The organism is Companilactobacillus sp. HBUAS56275 (genome assembly GCF_036913655.1).
GTDB lineage: Bacteria > Bacillota > Bacilli > Lactobacillales > Lactobacillaceae > Companilactobacillus > Companilactobacillus pullicola.
Genome location: NZ_JAYKKK010000003.1, coordinates 441648 through 459151, shown reverse-complemented (window position 1 = coordinate 459151; position 17504 = coordinate 441648). Strand labels below are relative to the sequence as shown.

General features: G+C 38.1%; 11 protein-coding genes. 6 read left to right on the top strand and 5 right to left on the bottom strand.

The features are described from left to right. The 3 genes from U8526_RS08560 to U8526_RS08550 form a co-directional block, all read left to right on the top strand. Positions 1 to 563 (top strand): DDE-type integrase/transposase/recombinase (locus U8526_RS08560; RefSeq protein ID WP_334341531.1); only part of this gene is annotated, 563 nt, incomplete at its 5' end. Between the two features lie 728 nt (positions 564 to 1291). Beyond that, a complete protein-coding gene (locus tag U8526_RS08555) occupies positions 1292 to 1567 on the top strand; it encodes a hypothetical protein (RefSeq protein WP_334341530.1) in 276 nt (91 codons plus the stop codon). A 75-nt stretch (positions 1568 to 1642) separates the two neighbouring features. Further along, the gene (locus U8526_RS08550) at positions 1643 to 2395 is read left to right on the top strand and encodes an alpha/beta fold hydrolase (protein WP_334341529.1); all 753 of its coding nucleotides are present in this window, start codon (positions 1643 to 1645) and stop codon (positions 2393 to 2395) included. Here the strand turns inward: U8526_RS08550 and U8526_RS08545 are convergent. From U8526_RS08545 to U8526_RS08535, 3 genes are all read right to left on the bottom strand, one after another. Further along, the gene (locus tag U8526_RS08545) at positions 2383 to 3774 is read right to left on the bottom strand and encodes an MDR family MFS transporter (protein WP_442886223.1); all 1392 of its coding nucleotides are present in this window, start codon (positions 3772 to 3774) and stop codon (positions 2383 to 2385) included. The genes U8526_RS08550 and U8526_RS08545 overlap by 13 nt on opposite strands. Further along, positions 3771 to 4196, bottom strand: coding sequence for a MarR family winged helix-turn-helix transcriptional regulator (locus U8526_RS08540; protein WP_334341527.1), 426 nt, complete (start codon positions 4194 to 4196; stop codon positions 3771 to 3773). Before U8526_RS08540 ends, U8526_RS08545 begins: the two co-directional genes overlap by 4 nt. A 191-nt stretch (positions 4197 to 4387) precedes the next feature. After that, a complete protein-coding gene (locus U8526_RS08535) occupies positions 4388 to 5842 on the bottom strand; it encodes an AMP-binding protein (protein WP_334341526.1) in 1455 nt (484 codons plus the stop codon). A 113-nt stretch (positions 5843 to 5955) separates the two neighbouring features. Here U8526_RS08535 and U8526_RS08530 point away from each other — a divergent pair, with 113 nt between their 5' ends. Continuing rightward, positions 5956 to 6324 (top strand): aromatic compound catabolic protein, encoded by a 369-nt coding sequence (locus U8526_RS08530; protein WP_334341525.1) that lies wholly within the window; start codon positions 5956 to 5958, stop codon positions 6322 to 6324. Between the two features lies 1 nt (position 6325). Here the strand turns inward: U8526_RS08530 and U8526_RS08525 are convergent, their stop codons facing one another. Further along, a complete protein-coding gene (locus U8526_RS08525; RefSeq protein WP_334341524.1) occupies positions 6326 to 6847 on the bottom strand; it encodes a DUF308 domain-containing protein in 522 nt (173 codons plus the stop codon). Between the two features lie 193 nt (positions 6848 to 7040). Between U8526_RS08525 and U8526_RS08520 the strand changes: the two genes are divergently transcribed. Then, positions 7041 to 8765: a pyruvate oxidase gene (locus U8526_RS08520; protein WP_334341523.1), complete on the top strand. Its 1725-nt coding sequence runs from the start codon at positions 7041 to 7043 to the stop codon at positions 8763 to 8765. Between the two features lie 208 nt (positions 8766 to 8973). On the opposite strand, the gene U8526_RS08515 is transcribed toward U8526_RS08520, so the two are convergent. After that, positions 8974 to 15591 carry a beta strand repeat-containing protein gene (locus U8526_RS08515; protein ID WP_334341522.1) on the bottom strand — a complete coding sequence of 2206 codons (6618 nt, stop codon included), beginning with the start codon at positions 15589 to 15591 and terminating at the stop codon, positions 8974 to 8976. Positions 15592 to 15988: 397 nt separating this feature from the next. Here U8526_RS08515 and U8526_RS08510 point away from each other — a divergent pair, with 397 nt between their 5' ends. Further along, the gene (locus U8526_RS08510; RefSeq protein WP_334341521.1) at positions 15989 to 17431 is read left to right on the top strand and encodes an APC family permease; all 1443 of its coding nucleotides are present in this window, start codon (positions 15989 to 15991) and stop codon (positions 17429 to 17431) included. Positions 17432 to 17504: the final 73 nt, after the last annotated feature.

Sequence of the window (17504 nt, the reverse complement as noted above, 5' to 3'; positions counted from 1 at the left end):
AAAGTCAAAAAGACAATGAAGAAGAATATATTAAAGACAACATATTAAATCAAAACTTTAAGGTGTCTCAACCACATCAAGTTTGGTTAGCCGATTCAACCCAACTTGAATATGGAATAAAGAATAAACACAAAGTGCAGTTAAGTGGCGTATTGGATCTCTACGGCCGTAGAATGATCAGTTATCATATAAGTCCATCAGAGGATACTGACTCAGAGATCAGTACATTTAAAAAAGCTTTTAAATCTATGGGTGACGTCCATCCGATGGTCCATACGGACCGAGGATCGGCATTCTCGTCAAAAAGATTTAATATATTTCTTATACAACATGAATCAATTCATAGTATGTCCAGGCCGGGAACGCCTTACGACAATTCTCCAATAGAACGTTGGTGGAATGATTTCAAATTGAGATGGATCAATCTACATGAGACACCTAAAACATTGGAAGAGTTAAAACTTTTGGTGAAGGACGGAATGAATTATTTTGATACTCTAGATAGATCGGAAACAAGAAATGGACTCACTCCAAAGGAATATTGGAATGAGTCCATCTCTTAAAGTTATATTATTTACTCGAAAAAAGTGTCAACTTGACAAGGCCTAGTGCATTCCAGCGGTCCACAGAGATTTTGCTTTTGACGGCATCCAGCACTAATTAAACAATAGAACAACATCTTTTTTACTAAGAAAAACGTAATTTACAAATGTAGGCTTGCAAATTTTTCATTAAAGTTTTAAATAATAAATAGTAAATCTATATCTGTAAACTTTATTTACGAGAATTGGTCTTATCCAATTAGAATGCGGTTTTAGGGCAAAAAAATAAAGGCCTACCACTAGCCTTTATTTTGCGAGAAATTAAAACCAGAGCCTACCACAAACCCTGATTCCTAAGCAGTTGAGAAGGAGTACTACTCTAAAAGGATAACAATGAAACATTGTTAGGTTAATACATCTCGCCTATATAACCAATTTAATTATAAGTCCGATATAAATTTATTTCTACAATTCAGGAAAATAATTTGAGCAAAAAAACAAGATTTTAAAAAGATTCATAAATTAAGTACACTATTTTGTTGTATTTGATGACATTCATGACAGAGAACGAAAGGAATGTCATAATCAAAGTACGTATAGAATGCTGATATTATATAATTTGTTCAGAAAAGTATAAGTATTTTATATAAAATTGGAAGCACATCGTGGCCGTTATGATACATAATGGTCAATGATAAAGAGAGATTATTGCATATTGAGGATATTTTATAGAGAAGGGTGGTACGACATTGAAAGAAGTACGCATTTCTAATGCTGAACGTGATAACTTTATTCGATCGGTCGAAGAATCTGTTGGATCTTTTAACTTGGGTTGTGAAGGATCACTAATAAATCTTGTATTCAAGCATTTGGAATTATTAGGATACAGTGACAGTTTAGACGATGAATTGAATAGTTTCCGTCGTGACTTGATTGAATATGATATCAATACAGGTCACCGTCATAATCGTGACGTTGAAGAATTATTGTTTAAAATAAAAAATCGTAATTTACCATATATCTAATATATTGTAGGAATATTCGTTATTCCTACTTTTTTTGTGCCTGATAAGATAATATGATGACTAAGAGGTGCGAAAATGTTAAAGATAAATTCTAGATCAATTCAAGATGTTCCAACATTAGAAGTCGTACAAGAAAAACTAATTAATGAACCTCTACCTTTGGTAGTCTTCTATCACGGTTGGCGTTCAGCAAAAGAACAAGTTTTGACACAAGCTAGAAAACTGGCGCAGAAAAATATTCGTGTCGTTTTGCCTGATGCACCTAATCATGGTGAGCGTTATGCGGACGTTTCTTCTGTTCCTTCAGTGACTTTTTGGAACAGCATTCAAGGAAACTTGCAGGAGTTTGAACTTATTCGTAAATTTTATCAGGACCGTAATTTGATTAAAGATCAAAAAATTGGCGTCGGCGGTTATTCAATGGGTGGCATGACAACTGCTGGTTTGTTGACGCAACATCCTGAAATCACAGCAGCCACAGTAATAATGGGTACACCTGATTTCAAAGGTTACGCACAATTAGTGATTAATGATGCTAAACAACGTAATTTATATATGCCAGCTGATTTTGAAAAGTCAGTAGCTTGGATCGACAACTATGATTTGAATAGTCAGCCGGAAAAAATCAATCAACGCCCAGTCTTATTTTGGCATGGAACGGCTGATCCACGAATTCCATATCGCATGTCCAGAAATTTCTTCAATAATTTGCAGGGACACACGTATGGCGAGCAGGTGGCCTTTATTACTGGCTATAAAGCAGGTCATTTAGTTGAACCGAGATTGATGGATAAGATTGCTAATTTCTTTGAGTATTACTTAGAGTGATTCTTTCTAGGAACGTAGATAAATAGGATGCAAAGATTGATCAATCCAAGAATAACCAAGACGATAAAAGCATGTTGTGTACCGATAGCAGTGGATGTAGCAGTACTTAAGTGGGTATTGCTTTGACTTTGAGCAATAATAGCTGAGACGATTGAAGTACCAGTAGCACCGGCAAATTGTTGCAACGTGTTTAATAGAGCGTTGCCATCGGCCTGATCATCGTTAGATAAGTATTTAAGACCATCCGTCATGATATTGCCGACTGACATACCCATTCCCAACATGTAGATAATGTAGAACCAAACAATCATCGTATTAGATAGTTTTAAACTGAAAATGGCAAAGATGATCAATGAAATATTAGCTAAGGTGACACCAGATAAGATTGGAATTCTAGCTCCGACTTCGTCCAAAATCTTACCACCTAATGGGGCTAAAATGGCGCCGACGACTCCAGCAGGGAGAACAGCTAAACCGGCAACAGTAGCGTTATTACCATTAACTAGTTGGATATAATTTGGCAAGATAAAAGCAAATCCTAGAGATAAAATTTGAAATAAAAAGAAACTGAGTAAGTGACCACTAAAAATATGATTCTTGAGAACACCAAGATTTAACAGGGGTTCTGAAAGATTGTTAGAACGTAGAATAAACCAAGTTAGGCCAATAATACCGACAACAAAGGCCAGAATAACAGTTAGGTTCATTTGACTCATGTTGCTAAAACCAAAAATCAGACCGCTGAAAGTTAAGATTAGTGCAATTAAACTTGGTACATCAAAACTAGATTTTTGAATGGCGCTCTTTTGTTGGATATTTTTGGTACCCAATAAGAATGAAATAATTAAAACGGGTAAAAGGATAACGAAGATATAACGCCAGCCTAATGAATTGATGACTAAACCACCAAAAGTAGGCCCGATTGCTGGGGCCACAGCTGTAATGAGGGTACCTAAGCCCATCATGAATCCAATTTTACTTTCAGGTACATTTTCTAAGATGATGTTGAACATTAAAGGTAAAGCAATTCCGGTTCCTAAACCTTGAATTACACGGCCAAGTAATAGAGCAGGGAAAATAGGAGCTACAGCATCGATTAGAACACCAAGGATAAAGAATAAATTAGCGTAGATAAATAATGTCTTGGTCTTAAAATTGCGTTTAAAAAATGATGATAAAGGTACAACGATGGCGACAACTAATAGGTAGATCGTAGTCATCCATTGAACAGTTGAAGTGGTGATGTTGAATTCTTTCATTAAAGTGGGAAAAGCGATGTTCATTGATGTTTCAACAATGACCCCACAAAATGACATTAGTCCTGCAGCAATGACTGCTAGCAGAACGTTTAAAGGTATCTTTTCTTTTTTATCCATTATAAGTCCTCCTGGAAAGCTTGAAATTTAAGGAATTTTTCGACAGTGCTCAATTCCTCAGTAGTAAAGTTTTCTTCTAAAATATGTTGTTGATGGTGCATGTATTCATCAATCTTTTTTTCGAGTGCCTGCGCCTTGTCAGTTAGATAGACCGACTTTTGACGACCGTCATGAGCAGACGGTTTGCGGTAGATCAAATCCTTCTTTTCCATACGTTGCAGAGCAATAGTCGCAGTGGAGCGTTGAATAAAGAATTCATTTTCGATATCACGTTGGAATAATTCCTTGTCTTTGTTATGACTAAGAAAGTCGATGATCGACATTTGGACCCAAGTGGTGTCATATTCTTTAGCAAAAGCATCAAAACGTCGGGATATCTGATTTGAAGCAATTTTTAGTAGCGTATTAGTACCTTTTCGTGGCATGATTTTACCTCTTTAGAATAAATGTTAGATGACTAACGATTATTCATCTTACCCCGATGTTTTTTCGAATGCAATAGAAAGTTTGAATCAGAAATTAAAATGGCGTCTATTCAGGAATTGAATAACCTGAATAGACGCCATTATTTTAGTTTAAAAGTTTTAGAAAGCTAGATACAAATAGGATGGTTGCCTTACAATTTTTCATATTTCAACTTAAGCAGTTGCGTATGTAAAATTTTGCCGCTCGTAGTTTTAGGAATTTGCTTAACTAAGCGGAATTCTGTTGGTACTTGATAATCCATCAGATTGTGTTGACCAAATTCTTCGAGATTTGCGCTACTGAGATAGGCATGCTCTTTTAATTCGATGTAAGCGACGGGAACTTGTTTTTCTAATCCATTAGCGACACCGACAATACAAATGTCCGCAATTCCGTTGATACTGCGATAGACATTTTCAACTTCACGTGGATAAATAATTTTGTTGCCACGATAAATCAATTCGGATTTGCGACCTTTGACGTATAGAAAATTATCATCGTCTAAATAACCCATGTCGCCAGTTCTGAAAAAGCCATCCTCTGTGAAACGTGATTGATACAATTGCCTTTTGTTCAAGTAGCCGATGGCAATTGTGGGGGACTTAACTTCGATGCAACCAATGTTATCTTGGTTGATATCGGTAATGCGAATCTGTTCCGTGAAAAATGGTTGTCCACAGGATCCAGTTTTAGATTCGGCATCATTAAAGCTGAGAGCAGCGATATTGGAAGTAGTATCGGTCATACCATATGATTGTAAAACTGGAATGTTAAGCAAATTACAACGCAGTAGAGTCCAATTGTCGACTAAACCATAGCCTAAGAAAACACAGCGGAATTTAGGATTATAACTTTTTCCCTTAGGCAGTGTGTTCAATAATTCTCGTAACATTGGTGGCGTTAGAGAAATTATTGTAGCTCGTTCATTGATAAGGACTTTGTTGATTTGATTGATATCGAAACCATCAATTAAGTAAACACCGATACCATAAATCAGAGAACGCATGATAATGGAAAAACCGGGCGCATTGAAAATCGGTAGTGTTAATACCCAGATATCTTGCTTAGCGATGTCCAAACTCAAAGAAGTTCCCATTGCGGAGAAGAAAAAGTTGCCATAAGTCAGCATAACGCCGATATCATTGTTATCATTAGGAGTGTAGAGGATCGCTGCCACCTGATCATTATCGAATTCAGAAATCGGTGCGTAGTCGTAGCTCTTATCAAGACTCAAAATATCGGACATCAAAGTTTTTGACCAATCCACTTTGAGGATTTCAGAAGTGGGTGCTGAGTCACTGATCAGGATCGTTTTGGGTTTAGAATCGTTGATTTGATAGTTCAATGAATCAAAGGAAAGCTCGGTATCAAGCATGATGGTCCGTGCTCCAAGCTGTTGAAGTGCTAGAATAGCAACGTAACCGTTGAAGCAATTATCGGAAAATAATGCTACGGGATCATTTTTACGAATTCCACTAGTAAATAATTTGCTAGCAAATAGTTGCACGCACAGATTTAGTTCTTTAAAGGTGAAATCCGCATGTTCTAGGATTAAAGCCACCTTATCAGGATCTAATTTTGCACGTTTGACTAACCAATTTTCCAAAATGTGACCTCTTTTCCTTTAGTAATTTGATACCATTAAAATTGCTATAACTTGATTGTAAAACATTTGAATAATAAAATTTTAACTAATTATGAAAAAAATTGAGGTAAAAAATGAGTTTGCTAAATGATTTAGGGATTGAAGTAGTTGAAGAAGGAAAACATAAAGTAGTTTTGCAGATGGATGTCAGTGAAGAACACCTGGAAATGGAAGCAAGAAAAGCCGGTAGCATCAATGCTATGTTGTCGGAAACGGCAGCCAGTATCGGTGCTAATTTGAACATGGATAATAATGATACTGCCGCAATTTTAGGTGTGTCACTCCATAATCTTAATTCACTGAAACTCGGTAAAATTCTTGTTGAAGCAATCTCAATTAGAAATGGTAGCAATATTCAAACTTGGCAAGCCACGATTCATTATGAAAATAGTGCGATTACCAACAGTTTGAGTACAATTACCTTAAAAAAAATCCAGATCTAACTTAACGACGATAGATTCTGGAGTTTATGATTTCAAAGAAAGCTAATATGATGAGACTTAATCCGAATAATTGATAGATGAAAATAATTGTTTTGGAAGGGTTCAAGATAAACACAATACCTGCAAGCATTAGAAGGGCCGAGTAGAAGTAGTCCAAGTAGGGTGTTATCTGAACCCTTTTTGTCATCTCGTGAGAATCCCGAAATTGGTTGATACCGTTGACTAACAGGATGATTCCTAAAACTGGCGGTACTAGATTTACAAAAAAACGAGCAAAGAATAAAACCCCTAAGGCTAAGAATAAAGCACCAATTCCTAAACCGATAGCAATATTGTTTTCGCCAGTACTCTTACGAATACTCAAACCATCAATGATCGATAAAATCCCATAGATGGCTATGTAACTAGAAACGATATAGATGATAATGTTAAAACTTTTGATGGGTGCGATGACAATTAGAATCCCCGCAGCCAATAAAAAGAAGAAACGTAACCAACGATAAAGTTGGAACTGCTTAACCATATTTTTATCCCCCTAAAAACGTCTAAATATATGATAACAGAAAATGCTAAAAATAGAATTACTCATAACAATCTTATTCACAAACTGTCCATTATAAATATAAATAAATTGATATATCAAGCTATGAGCAAATCACTTTTATTGTGAAATCGTTATGGTACGGTATAAGTAATTGATACTAGGAGGGACAACTATGAGTGTTCGTGCATCGGATAAAATGGTCGAAGTTTTAGAAAAGTGGGGTGTCGATAACATTTACGGAATACCAGGCGATTCTGTAGACACGACAATTGATGCTTTGTATCGTTCTCAAGATAAAATTAAATTTACGCATGTTTTACATGAAGAAGTGGCTGCTTTAGCCGCTGCTGCGCATGCAAAATTGACGGGAGAATTAGGGGTCTGTTTGTCGATTGGTGGACCAGGCGCCATTCATCTATTAAATGGTTTGTATGACGCTAAGATGGATCATGCACCTGTTTTAGCAATTTTAGGACAAGTTCAATCTAAGTTATTGAACACCGATTTCTTCCAAGAAGTAGATACTCACGTCTTATGCGAAGATGTCGCCGTCTATAATAAAATTATCATGGATCCACAATCATTACCGAGAATTGTGGACGAAGCTATCAGAACTGCCATTGCCAAAAAAGGTGTGGCAGTCTTGACGATTCCTGATGACATTCCCGGACACATGATTAAGGATAATTTCACTCCTAACGTCGATAACTTCAAGCTAGAAGACTATAAAGTGGATGACAGTCAGATCAAAAAAGCCCTTGAAATGATGGAGATCCATTCTAATCCAATCGTCTTAGCTGGTGTTGGAATTAAGGGCGCTAAAGCTGAAACTAAAGAATTTATTGAAAAATATAAATTACCTATTATTTTGACTATGCCGGCCAAAGGTATGGTAGACGATGATCATCCTTACAACTTGGGACAATTAGGTAAACTAGGAACGAAGCCAGCTTTCGAGATGATGCAAAAAGCTGATCTGGTCATTATGCTAGGAACCGATTATCCTTATGCACCATACTTAAATAAGAAAGTCGATGCTATTCAAGTCGATATCAATGCTGACCGTCTAGGCAAACGCCGTCACGTCAATTTAGCAATTCAAGGGGATGCCAAAGAAGTCTTGAGTCGCTTGAATGAATTAGGTGAACCAGTCAAAGAACGTCACTTCTTGGATTTGGCAGTTTCAAAGATTGGCCAGTGGCACAGTTGGATGCACGATGTTTATACTAAGAAACACACAGGAGTTTTACCTTCATTAATGTTCCACAATCTCAGTAAGAGTGCCCCGAGAGATACTGTTTGGTCAATTGATGTCGGAACTTCAACTGCCTTTGGAGCTCGATTCTTAACCGCCAAATCAAGTCAGATGTACACAATTTCTGCTTGGTTAGGAACCATGGGCTGTGCACTGCCAGGAGCAATTGCTGCCAAGATGGATATGCCAGAACGTCCCGTTTATGCCGTTGCCGGTGATGGTGCCTTCTCAATGGTCATGCAAGACTTTGCCACAGCCGTAAGATATAATTTGCCGATATTATTTGTAGTACTGAATAATAAATTGTTAGCCTTTATTGAATATGAGCAACAATCAGCCGGACAACAAAATTATGGAATCAGTTTACCAACAATTGACTTTGCCAAATTTGCTGAAGCCTGTGGTGGAATTGGTGAAAGAATCACAACTGATGAAGAATTCTCCGAAGCCATTGCCAAGTATCGTCATCCTGAAAAGCCAGTGTTGCTGGATGTAGCCGTTAATGACGAAGCACCACTTCCTGGCAAAATCATGATGGATGAAGCTCAGGGATACGCTAAATTTGGATTTAACCACGTTGTAGATAAGAAGAGCTTGCCAGAATTACCACCAATGAAAGAAATTTTACGTTCATTCTTATAGAGAGCGAAGCAGGCCTGGGAATTTCCGAGGATTTGCCTAAGAACTGGAATTAGCCGCTGAACTTGCGGATGATTTCAGTTCTGTAGCAAACCGGAAGAAATTGGCCTGCGCAGCTCGTTTCCACTATAAAACATAGAACATTGGTTATTAACCAACAGAAAAAGGACCCGCAAACTAAAATTTGTGGGTCCTTTTTATATCCATATGATTAGTGAATTGAAACATCTTTAGAACTGATAAATTCGTTAGTTGCTAGACGATAGAAAGTTTGACCATTTAATTGAATAGTACGGTCAGTCTTCCAACTTGTATTAGCAGCTAGTTTACGGTTAGAAAGATTACCTTCAGCGGTATAAAGTGGTTTGGCAGCATCGCCATTCACAGTAGCCACGGCCTTAGCATATTCAAATACATAAACTTGACTAGCTTTAACCCATTGGTCGGTAGCAACACGATAGTAAGTTTCACCATCAACAGTAGTCTTTTGGTCAACGAGCCAATCAGTCTTAGGTCCAAGTTTTTGATTAGAAATCACACTTGGTTGATTTCCGTTGAATGAATATAGTTGGACAGCTGGTTGATCACTATAAGTAGCGACAACTAACTTAACAGCAGAACTATCAAGACTGCCATTAATGACATCGGCATCACTAACTTTAATAAATTCGTTAGCACTAACACGATAATATTCTTGTCCATTGATATAAGCAATACGATCACTAGTAAATTGTGTACCTTTAGCTAAGTTATGGTTAAGCACGTCACCTTCAGCTCTGATCAATTCTTTATCAGAGTCTGTATGAGCTTTGAGGTTCAAAAGATCAGCTTTGTATAGGTAAACTTGACTAGCTTTGACCCATTCGTCAGTGGCGACACGATAATAAGCTTCACCGTTGAAGTTAAGTTTTTGATCAGTTAACCAACCAGTATCAGTACCTAACTTACGGTTAGCCGCAATTGACATTTGGTTGTTATCAAAATTGTAAATATCAACAGCTGGCTTATCGGCAAAGGTTGCTAATGTTGCATTGATATCCTCAACATCTGCTTCTTGGTTAGTATTACCAGAATTGATTGGAGAATAGGTAATAGGTGTTGAAGCATCAACCGGTTTTTTGTCATTGTTAAGGTCAATAATAGTTGATTTGCCATCAGCATTATATTCAACGACTAAGTTAGGAGCTTTATAACCAGATTTTTCAGGAATATTAATGGTCTTTTGATCATCTCCATAGCGACCAGCAGGTACGGTTATGGTAGAAACAGAACCATCAGGATTCTTAACGTTTAGTTGTTGAGCAGGATTTTCAACACCAAGATATTGAACAGGATTATCTTTAGAGATTTCCTTATTATCTTGTTTAACAACGATACCTTCTGGAGTGTAAGTTACTTCAACTTCTGGAGTTTCATAGCCATTAATAGGATCCAGAGAAATTTTGTCGGAAGTAGTACCGATGGTACCAGCAGGGACTGTTATTTCCTGGGTTCCCTTTGAAGTATTGACGGTAACTTTACTTTCAGGAACTGGATCTCCATTATAAGAAATTCCTGTAGCAGGTATCTCATTATCCTTAAGATCTTTCAAAGTAGGAGTACCATTTGGTCCGTAAGTAACTACAACGCTAGGAGCTTGGTAACCATCTTTTTTAGGAGCAGTTACAGTAATGTCTTTGTCGCCAAAATTTCCTGTAGGGATGTCCAAAGTAGTAGTGCTGCCATCAGGGTTAGTAACGGTAACCTTTTGAGCAGGGTTAAGAGTACCAATATATTTGATAGGATTTTCTTTAGTAATAGGATTTCCCTTTAAATCGGTAACAACATTTCCTTGAGGAGTGTAGTTAACTTTGACTTGAGGAGCAGTGTAGCCATCAACGGTTGGTAGAGTGATTGGATCGGAAGTAGTACCGATAGTACCAGCAGGGATGACTGCAGGTTTTTCACCTTTAGGTGTTGTGACTGGGAATGTAGATGCATCAACGTGATTACCAGTATACTCAAGCGGTTGTTTGGTATCAGAGATAATCTTATTGTTACCATCTTTCAAAACAGGAGTACCGTCTGATCCGTAAGTAACAGTGACACTAGGAGCAGTGTAACCATCCTTATTAGGAGCAGTTACAGTAATACCTTTATCGCCAAAGTTTCCAGCAGGGATATCCAAAGTTGATGTGCTTCCGTCAGGGTTAGTAACGGTAACTTTTTGAGCGGGGTTTGGAGTACCGACATATTTAATAGGATTTTCATTGGTTATAGAATTGCCATTCGCATCAGTAACAGAAGTTGTTCCGTCTGGATTGTAAGCAACTTTAACTTGAGGAGTCTTATAACCTTCAATAGGGTTTAGATCAACAAGTTGAGTAGTACCAACAGTACCGGCAGGAATAGTAACATCCTGATTACCTTTTGAAGTTATTACTGAAGCTTGGGAAGAATCAACAGGGTTACCAGTATAAGTTAATGGTTTGTCTAGATTTGTAATAACATTACCGTTTTGATCCTTCAAAACAGGAGTACCGTCTTTTCCATAATCAACGGTAACACTAGGAGTTTGATATCCCGTTTGTTCAGTGGCACTTATTGTAGTTTTTGGATCTCCGTAGTGCCCTGCAGGAATATTCAAAGTAGTGGTAGTTCCGTCTAGATTAGTAACGGTAACTTTTTGAGCAGGGTTAGGGGTACCAACATATTTGATAGGATTCTTGCTGTTAATAGGGTTGCCAGCCAAATCAGTAACAACATTTCCATTAGGAGTGTAGTTAACTTTGACTTGAGGAGCAGTGTAACCAGTGACCACTGGTAAGTTGATTGGATCAGAAGTAGTGCCAATAGTACCAGCAGGGATGTCTACAGATTTATTTCCCTCAGGTGTAACAACTGAAAATGTAGATTGGTCAACGTGATTACCAGTATATTTGATAGGATTCTCAGCGTTAATAGTGTTTCCATCTAAGTCAGTAATAACATTTCCGTTAGGGGTGTAATTAACTTTGACTTGAGGAGCAGTATAACCATCAACTGTTGGTAAGGTGATTGGATCAGAAGTGGTACCGATAGTACCGGCAGGGATAGTAATCTTTTGATCACCTTGAGAAGTAGCTACTGAGGTATTAGAAGATACAACAGGGTTACCAACATATTTAATAGGATTCTCAGCGTTAATAGTGTTTCCATTTAAGTCAGTAATAGCATTTCCGTTAGGAGTGTAGCTAACTTTGACTTGAGGAGCAGTGTAACCATCAACGTTTGGTAGAGTAATTGGACCAGAAGTAGTACCAATAGTACCAGCAGGGATAGTAATCTTTTGATCACCTTGAGAAGTAGCTACTGAGGTATCAGAAGATGCGACAGGATTACCAGTATATTTGATAGGGTTCTCAGCGTTAATAGTATTGCCATTTAAGTCAGTAATGACATTTCCGTTAGGAGTGTAGCTAACTTTGACTTGAGGAGCAGTATAGCCATCAACGTTTGGTAAAGTGATTGGATCAGAGATGGTACCGATAGTGCCGGCGGGGATATTGATCTTTTGATCACCCAAAGAAGTGGCTACTGAGGTATCAGAAGCTGTAACAGGATTACCAACGTATTTAATAGGGTTCTCAGCGTTAATGGTATTTCCATCTAGGTCAGTAATAACATTCCCGTTAGGAGTGTAGCTAACTTTGACTTGAGGAGCAGTGTAACCATCAACAGTTGGCAAAGTAATTGGATCAGAAGTAGTACCGATAGTACCAGCAGGGATAGTAATAGGTTGACTACCCAAAGAAGAAGCTACTGAAGTGTCAGAGGAATCAACAGGATTACCAACGTATTTAATAGGGTTCTCAGCGTTGATAGTATTTCCATCTAGGTCAGTAATGACATTTCCTTGAGGGGTGTAGTTAACCTTGACTTGAGGAGCGGTGTAACCATCAACAGTTGGTAAGGTGATTGGATCAGAAGTAGTGCCGATAGTACCAGCAGGAATGGTAATAGGTTGACTACCTTGGGAAGAAACTACTGAAGTATTAGAACCATCAACATGGTTACCAACGTATTTAATAGGGTTCTCGTCGTTAATAGGGTTGCCATTTAAGTCAGTAATGACATTTCCTTGAGGGGTGTAGTTAACTTTGACTTGAGGAGCAGTGTAACCATCAACAGTTGGTAAAGTGATTGGATCAGAGGTGGTACCGATAGTACCAGCAGGGATAGTAATAGGTTGACTACCTAAAGAGGAATCCACTGAAGCATCAGAGGAATCAACATGGTTACCAACGTATTTAATAGGGTTCTTGTCAGTAATAGGGTTGCCGTCTAAATCAGTAATAACATTCCCTTGAGGGGTGTAGTTAACTTTGACTTGAGGAGCAGTGTAACCATCAACTACTGGTAAGTTGATTGGATCAGAAGTAGTACCAATAGTACCAGCAGGAATGGTAATAGGTTGACTACCTAAAGAAGAATTCACTGAAGCATCAGAGGAATCAACATGGTTACCAACGTATTTAATAGGGTTCTTGTCAGTAATAGGGTTGCCGTCTAAATCAGTAATAACATTTCCTTGAGGGGTGTAGTTAACTTTGACTTGAGGAGCAGTGTAACCATCAACTACTGGTAAGTTGATTGGATCAGAAGTAGTACCAATAGTACCAGCAGGGATAGTAATAGGTTGACTACCTAAAGAGGAATCCACTGAAGCATCAGAGGAATCAACATGGTTACCAACGTATTTAATAGGGTTCTTGTCAGTAATAGGGTTGCCGTTTAAGTCAGTAATGACATTTCCGTGAGGAGTGTAGTTAACTTTGACTTGAGGAGCAGTATAGCCATCAACGTTTGGTAGAGTAATTGGATCAGAAATAGTACCGATAGTACCAGCAGGGATAGTAATAGGTTGACTACCTAAAGAAGAAGTTACTGAAGTGTCGGAGGAATCAACAGGATTACCAACGTATTTAATAGGGTTCTCAGCGTTAATAATATTGCCATTCTCGTCAGTAATGACGGCACCAGAAGAAGTGTAATTGACTTTAATTTTAGGTGTAGAATAACCGGCAACATCTGGAAGAGCTACATCGTCGGAAGTATTACCAACATTGCCAGCTGGAACGGAGACAGGTTGATTACCCAAAGAAGTAACTACGGATACTGTGCTTCCAGCAATTGGAGCACCATAATAATTAACTGTTTCGTCAGCAGTTGCTGTGGTTTGACCAAATGTAACGTTAACTGTTTTGGTAGTTGTTGTATATGTTTGACCATCAACAGTTATGGTTTCGGGTGCATTGATCTCATTAGACTCACCAATCTTACCTTGTGCGACAAATTGTCGATCGCCATGGTTGGTGTGGATAGTAATTAAGTTACTTACGACAGTTCCTTGTTCTGAGGCACCACTTGCCGTAAAAGTTATTTTGATGCTGGGGTAGGAACTGATATCTAGACTACCCAAACCGCCAGAGGCAACACCGTTTTCATCGAAATTAGGAATACCGTTAAAGTGGTAATTTGGATCAGAGCTTACCCAAGTACTTCCTTTGCTAGATGTAAGTGCTGTTTCAGGGGAGAATTTGTTGTTTCTATATAAAGTAATGCTAGAGAAGTTAGTGCCGTCAAACATACCTTCACCATATAGGGAGTTACCAGTAGTTTTAAGTTGAGTAAGAATCATACCGCCGATATCCAATTTATCAATGCTGATATCATTTTTAAACATGCCATCAGTATGCTGTAGACTTTGAGTTTGCCACGCACTAATATTTGGGCTAGTAAGACTGATACAATTAGCGTAAGTATACCTAGCATCTGTTGCGTTTCTGACATTACTTAAATTAGCGGAAGAATAAGTGGTAGATATTAAGGAAGTATCATTCTCATACATATGACTGATGTTTGTCATGGAGCCTATGTTATTACCTGACCAGTCGACTGTGGTTAACTTGGGATCGTCTTTGAACAGTCCCTCAGCATTTTGGGTTCCTGGAATGACAGTATTTCCTGAAGCATCTGTAGTTCCTGCAGTATTTAAATTGGAAAGATTCTTAATAGTGGTCAGATTACTCATACCAGAGAATACGTATGAGATATCTGTTAGTGCGGTAGTGGGTGCTGTGAAATCAATTGTAGTAACATCAGTGGCATGTCCACCCCAAAGGGTAGGATCTGGTTTACTTGTATTCTCAGTAGCATTAGGGTCAATATCTTTACCAATGGTTCCACCATTAATCGTTAAATAACCATTAGCATCAATTGCCCAATTATCTCCAGAGTCAGGTAATTTAGAAACTGAAGTGGATTCGGCTACAGGTGCAAGGGCAGCCTTTTGTGCAGTAGCTGTTAAAGTTGTTTTTTGATTGGCACTTTCACCAGTGTCAGTTTTTGAAGCATCTGCTTGTTGGGCATCAGAACTGGTAGTGTCAGTCTTTGTACCATCTAATTGTGTATTTCTAGTAGTATCAGTACTTGATTCAGGAGTAGATGCTTGTGGTTCAACAGTACCTGAAGTTTTTGCAGCGGTATCAGTTCCAGTTGCGGGAACATCAGCTTTAGTTGCTACTGGTTGATCGGTAGTTTTGTCATCAGTATTATTAGTACTATTTTTGGAAACGCTAACAACGTTGTCGGTAACTGATGAAGTTTCCGCCGAAGGGGCTTTTGCAGTCAAAACTGTTTGTGTTTGGTTGCTAGTTGTGTCAGCTTTGACCAAAACACTAGGCGCACTTAGTAGGAACAATCCCCCTGCGATTGAAAGGCTACTTAGGACGACCCAATTCTTCTTCGATTTAACGAGTCGTTTTCTCTCGATTGTATTTGGATCGTGCTTTAATTGTTGGAATCTCATAATTAATTACCCTTTTTATTCTATAAAGAATATAAAATATCACGGTATTGATTATAGTTCTCAACTATTTTAGTAAAAATTCATAAATGATAAACAATTCTTAATAAAAGTGGAATGTTTTATAGGCCTATAAGTATTAAGAAAATATAGTGTAATTGGGAATAAAATAAACTGCTTATATATAATGATGTATAGATGATTAATTCAAATCTAATTTATCAGAAAAATATATAGCTAGGTTATATACCGAAAACTCGGTCTTTATTGTCTTTGTAGTGGTTGAAGCTTTCATAAAATTCTTGCAAGTAAATTAAAAAAACATTAAAATAAGACGAATTATATGAAATAGTAATTTTGATTACTTAATACAAGATTTCTTATAAGAAGGGATGTTTATATGAGAAACCTTTTTAGACGTTTAACTCTAAAAGAAGATCCGAGTATTTATGAAGATAAGGATTCACACTTAGTGAGAGTCTTAACAGTTAAAGACTTTTTAGCCTTGGGTGTTGGGACAATTGTATCGACCTCTATTTTTACTTTGCCAGGGGTGGTAGCGGCTCAACATACAGGACCATCAGTGGTCTTTTCTTTCATAATTGCGGCGGTTGTTGCTGGATTGGTAGCTTTTGCCTACGCTGAAATGGCGGCTGCGATGCCGTTTGCTGGATCAGCTTATTCATGGATCAACGTAATGTTTGGTGAATTTTTTGGCTGGATAGCTGGTTGGGCTTTGTTGGCTGAATACTTCATTGCTTTAGCGTTTGTTGGTTCAGGACTGTCGGCTAATTTTCGAGGACTGTTAGAACCGATTGGAATTCGTTTTCCTAATGCGATTGCCAATACTTTAGGGAGTAATGGTGGCGTGTTAGATTTGGTCGCAGTTATTGTGATTGCGGCGGTAGCGTTGTTACTTTCCCATGGTGTCAGTGGCGCAGCTCGTGTTGAAAATGTTTTGGTTGTTTTAAAAGTTTTAGCCATCTTAACTTTTATCGTTGTCGGTTTAACGGCAATTCATGTTGAAAATTATGTACCGTTTATTCCTAAATATCGTGTAAACAGCGATGGAACGGCCTTTGGTGGTTGGCAAGGAATCTATGCTGGTGTTTCGATGATTTTCTTGTCATATATTGGTTTTGATTCGATTGCGGCTAATTCCGCTGAGGCTAAAGATCCAGGGAAGACAATGCCACGTGGAATTTTGGGCTCACTGTTGATTGCGGTTAGTTTGTTCATTGCCGTGGCTTTGGTGTTAGTAGGAATGTTTAAATCATCTTCCTATATGAATAACGCTGAACCTGTTGGTTGGGCTTTACGTCAAGCAGGGCATCCGGTGGTAGCTAGTGTTATTCAAGCAATTGCCGTTATCGGAATGTTCACTGCTTTGATTGGAATGATGTTGGCAGGGTCACGTTTGATCTATTCATTTGGACGTGATGGGATGTTGCCTAAGTGGTTAGGAAAACTTAACGAGAAGAATCTTCCTAATAACGCGTTATTAGTTTTATCCGTAGTAGCGATTATTATCGGTGCGGTCTGTCCATTTTCATTCTTGGCACAACTGATCTCAGCGGGAACCTTGATAGCTTTCATGTTTGTTTCCTTAGGAATCTATCCTTTGAGAAAAAGGGAAGGCAAGGATATCGAGAATCCTGATTTCAAGATGCCATTTTATCCGGTCCTACCAGCATTAGGATTTCTGGGTTCCTTAGTTGTTTTCTGGGGTCTTGATATTCAAGCTAAACTTTATGCCGGTGGTTGGTTTGCAATTGGATTAGTAATTTATTTTGCTTACGGTATGAGTCATTCAACCTTAGGTAAAAAGAATAAGACAAAATAAAAAGGAGTTACCACGTAGAGGTGGCAGCTCCTTTTTATTCTGCAGCTATGTTTTCCAGACATAGGGGTGCAGG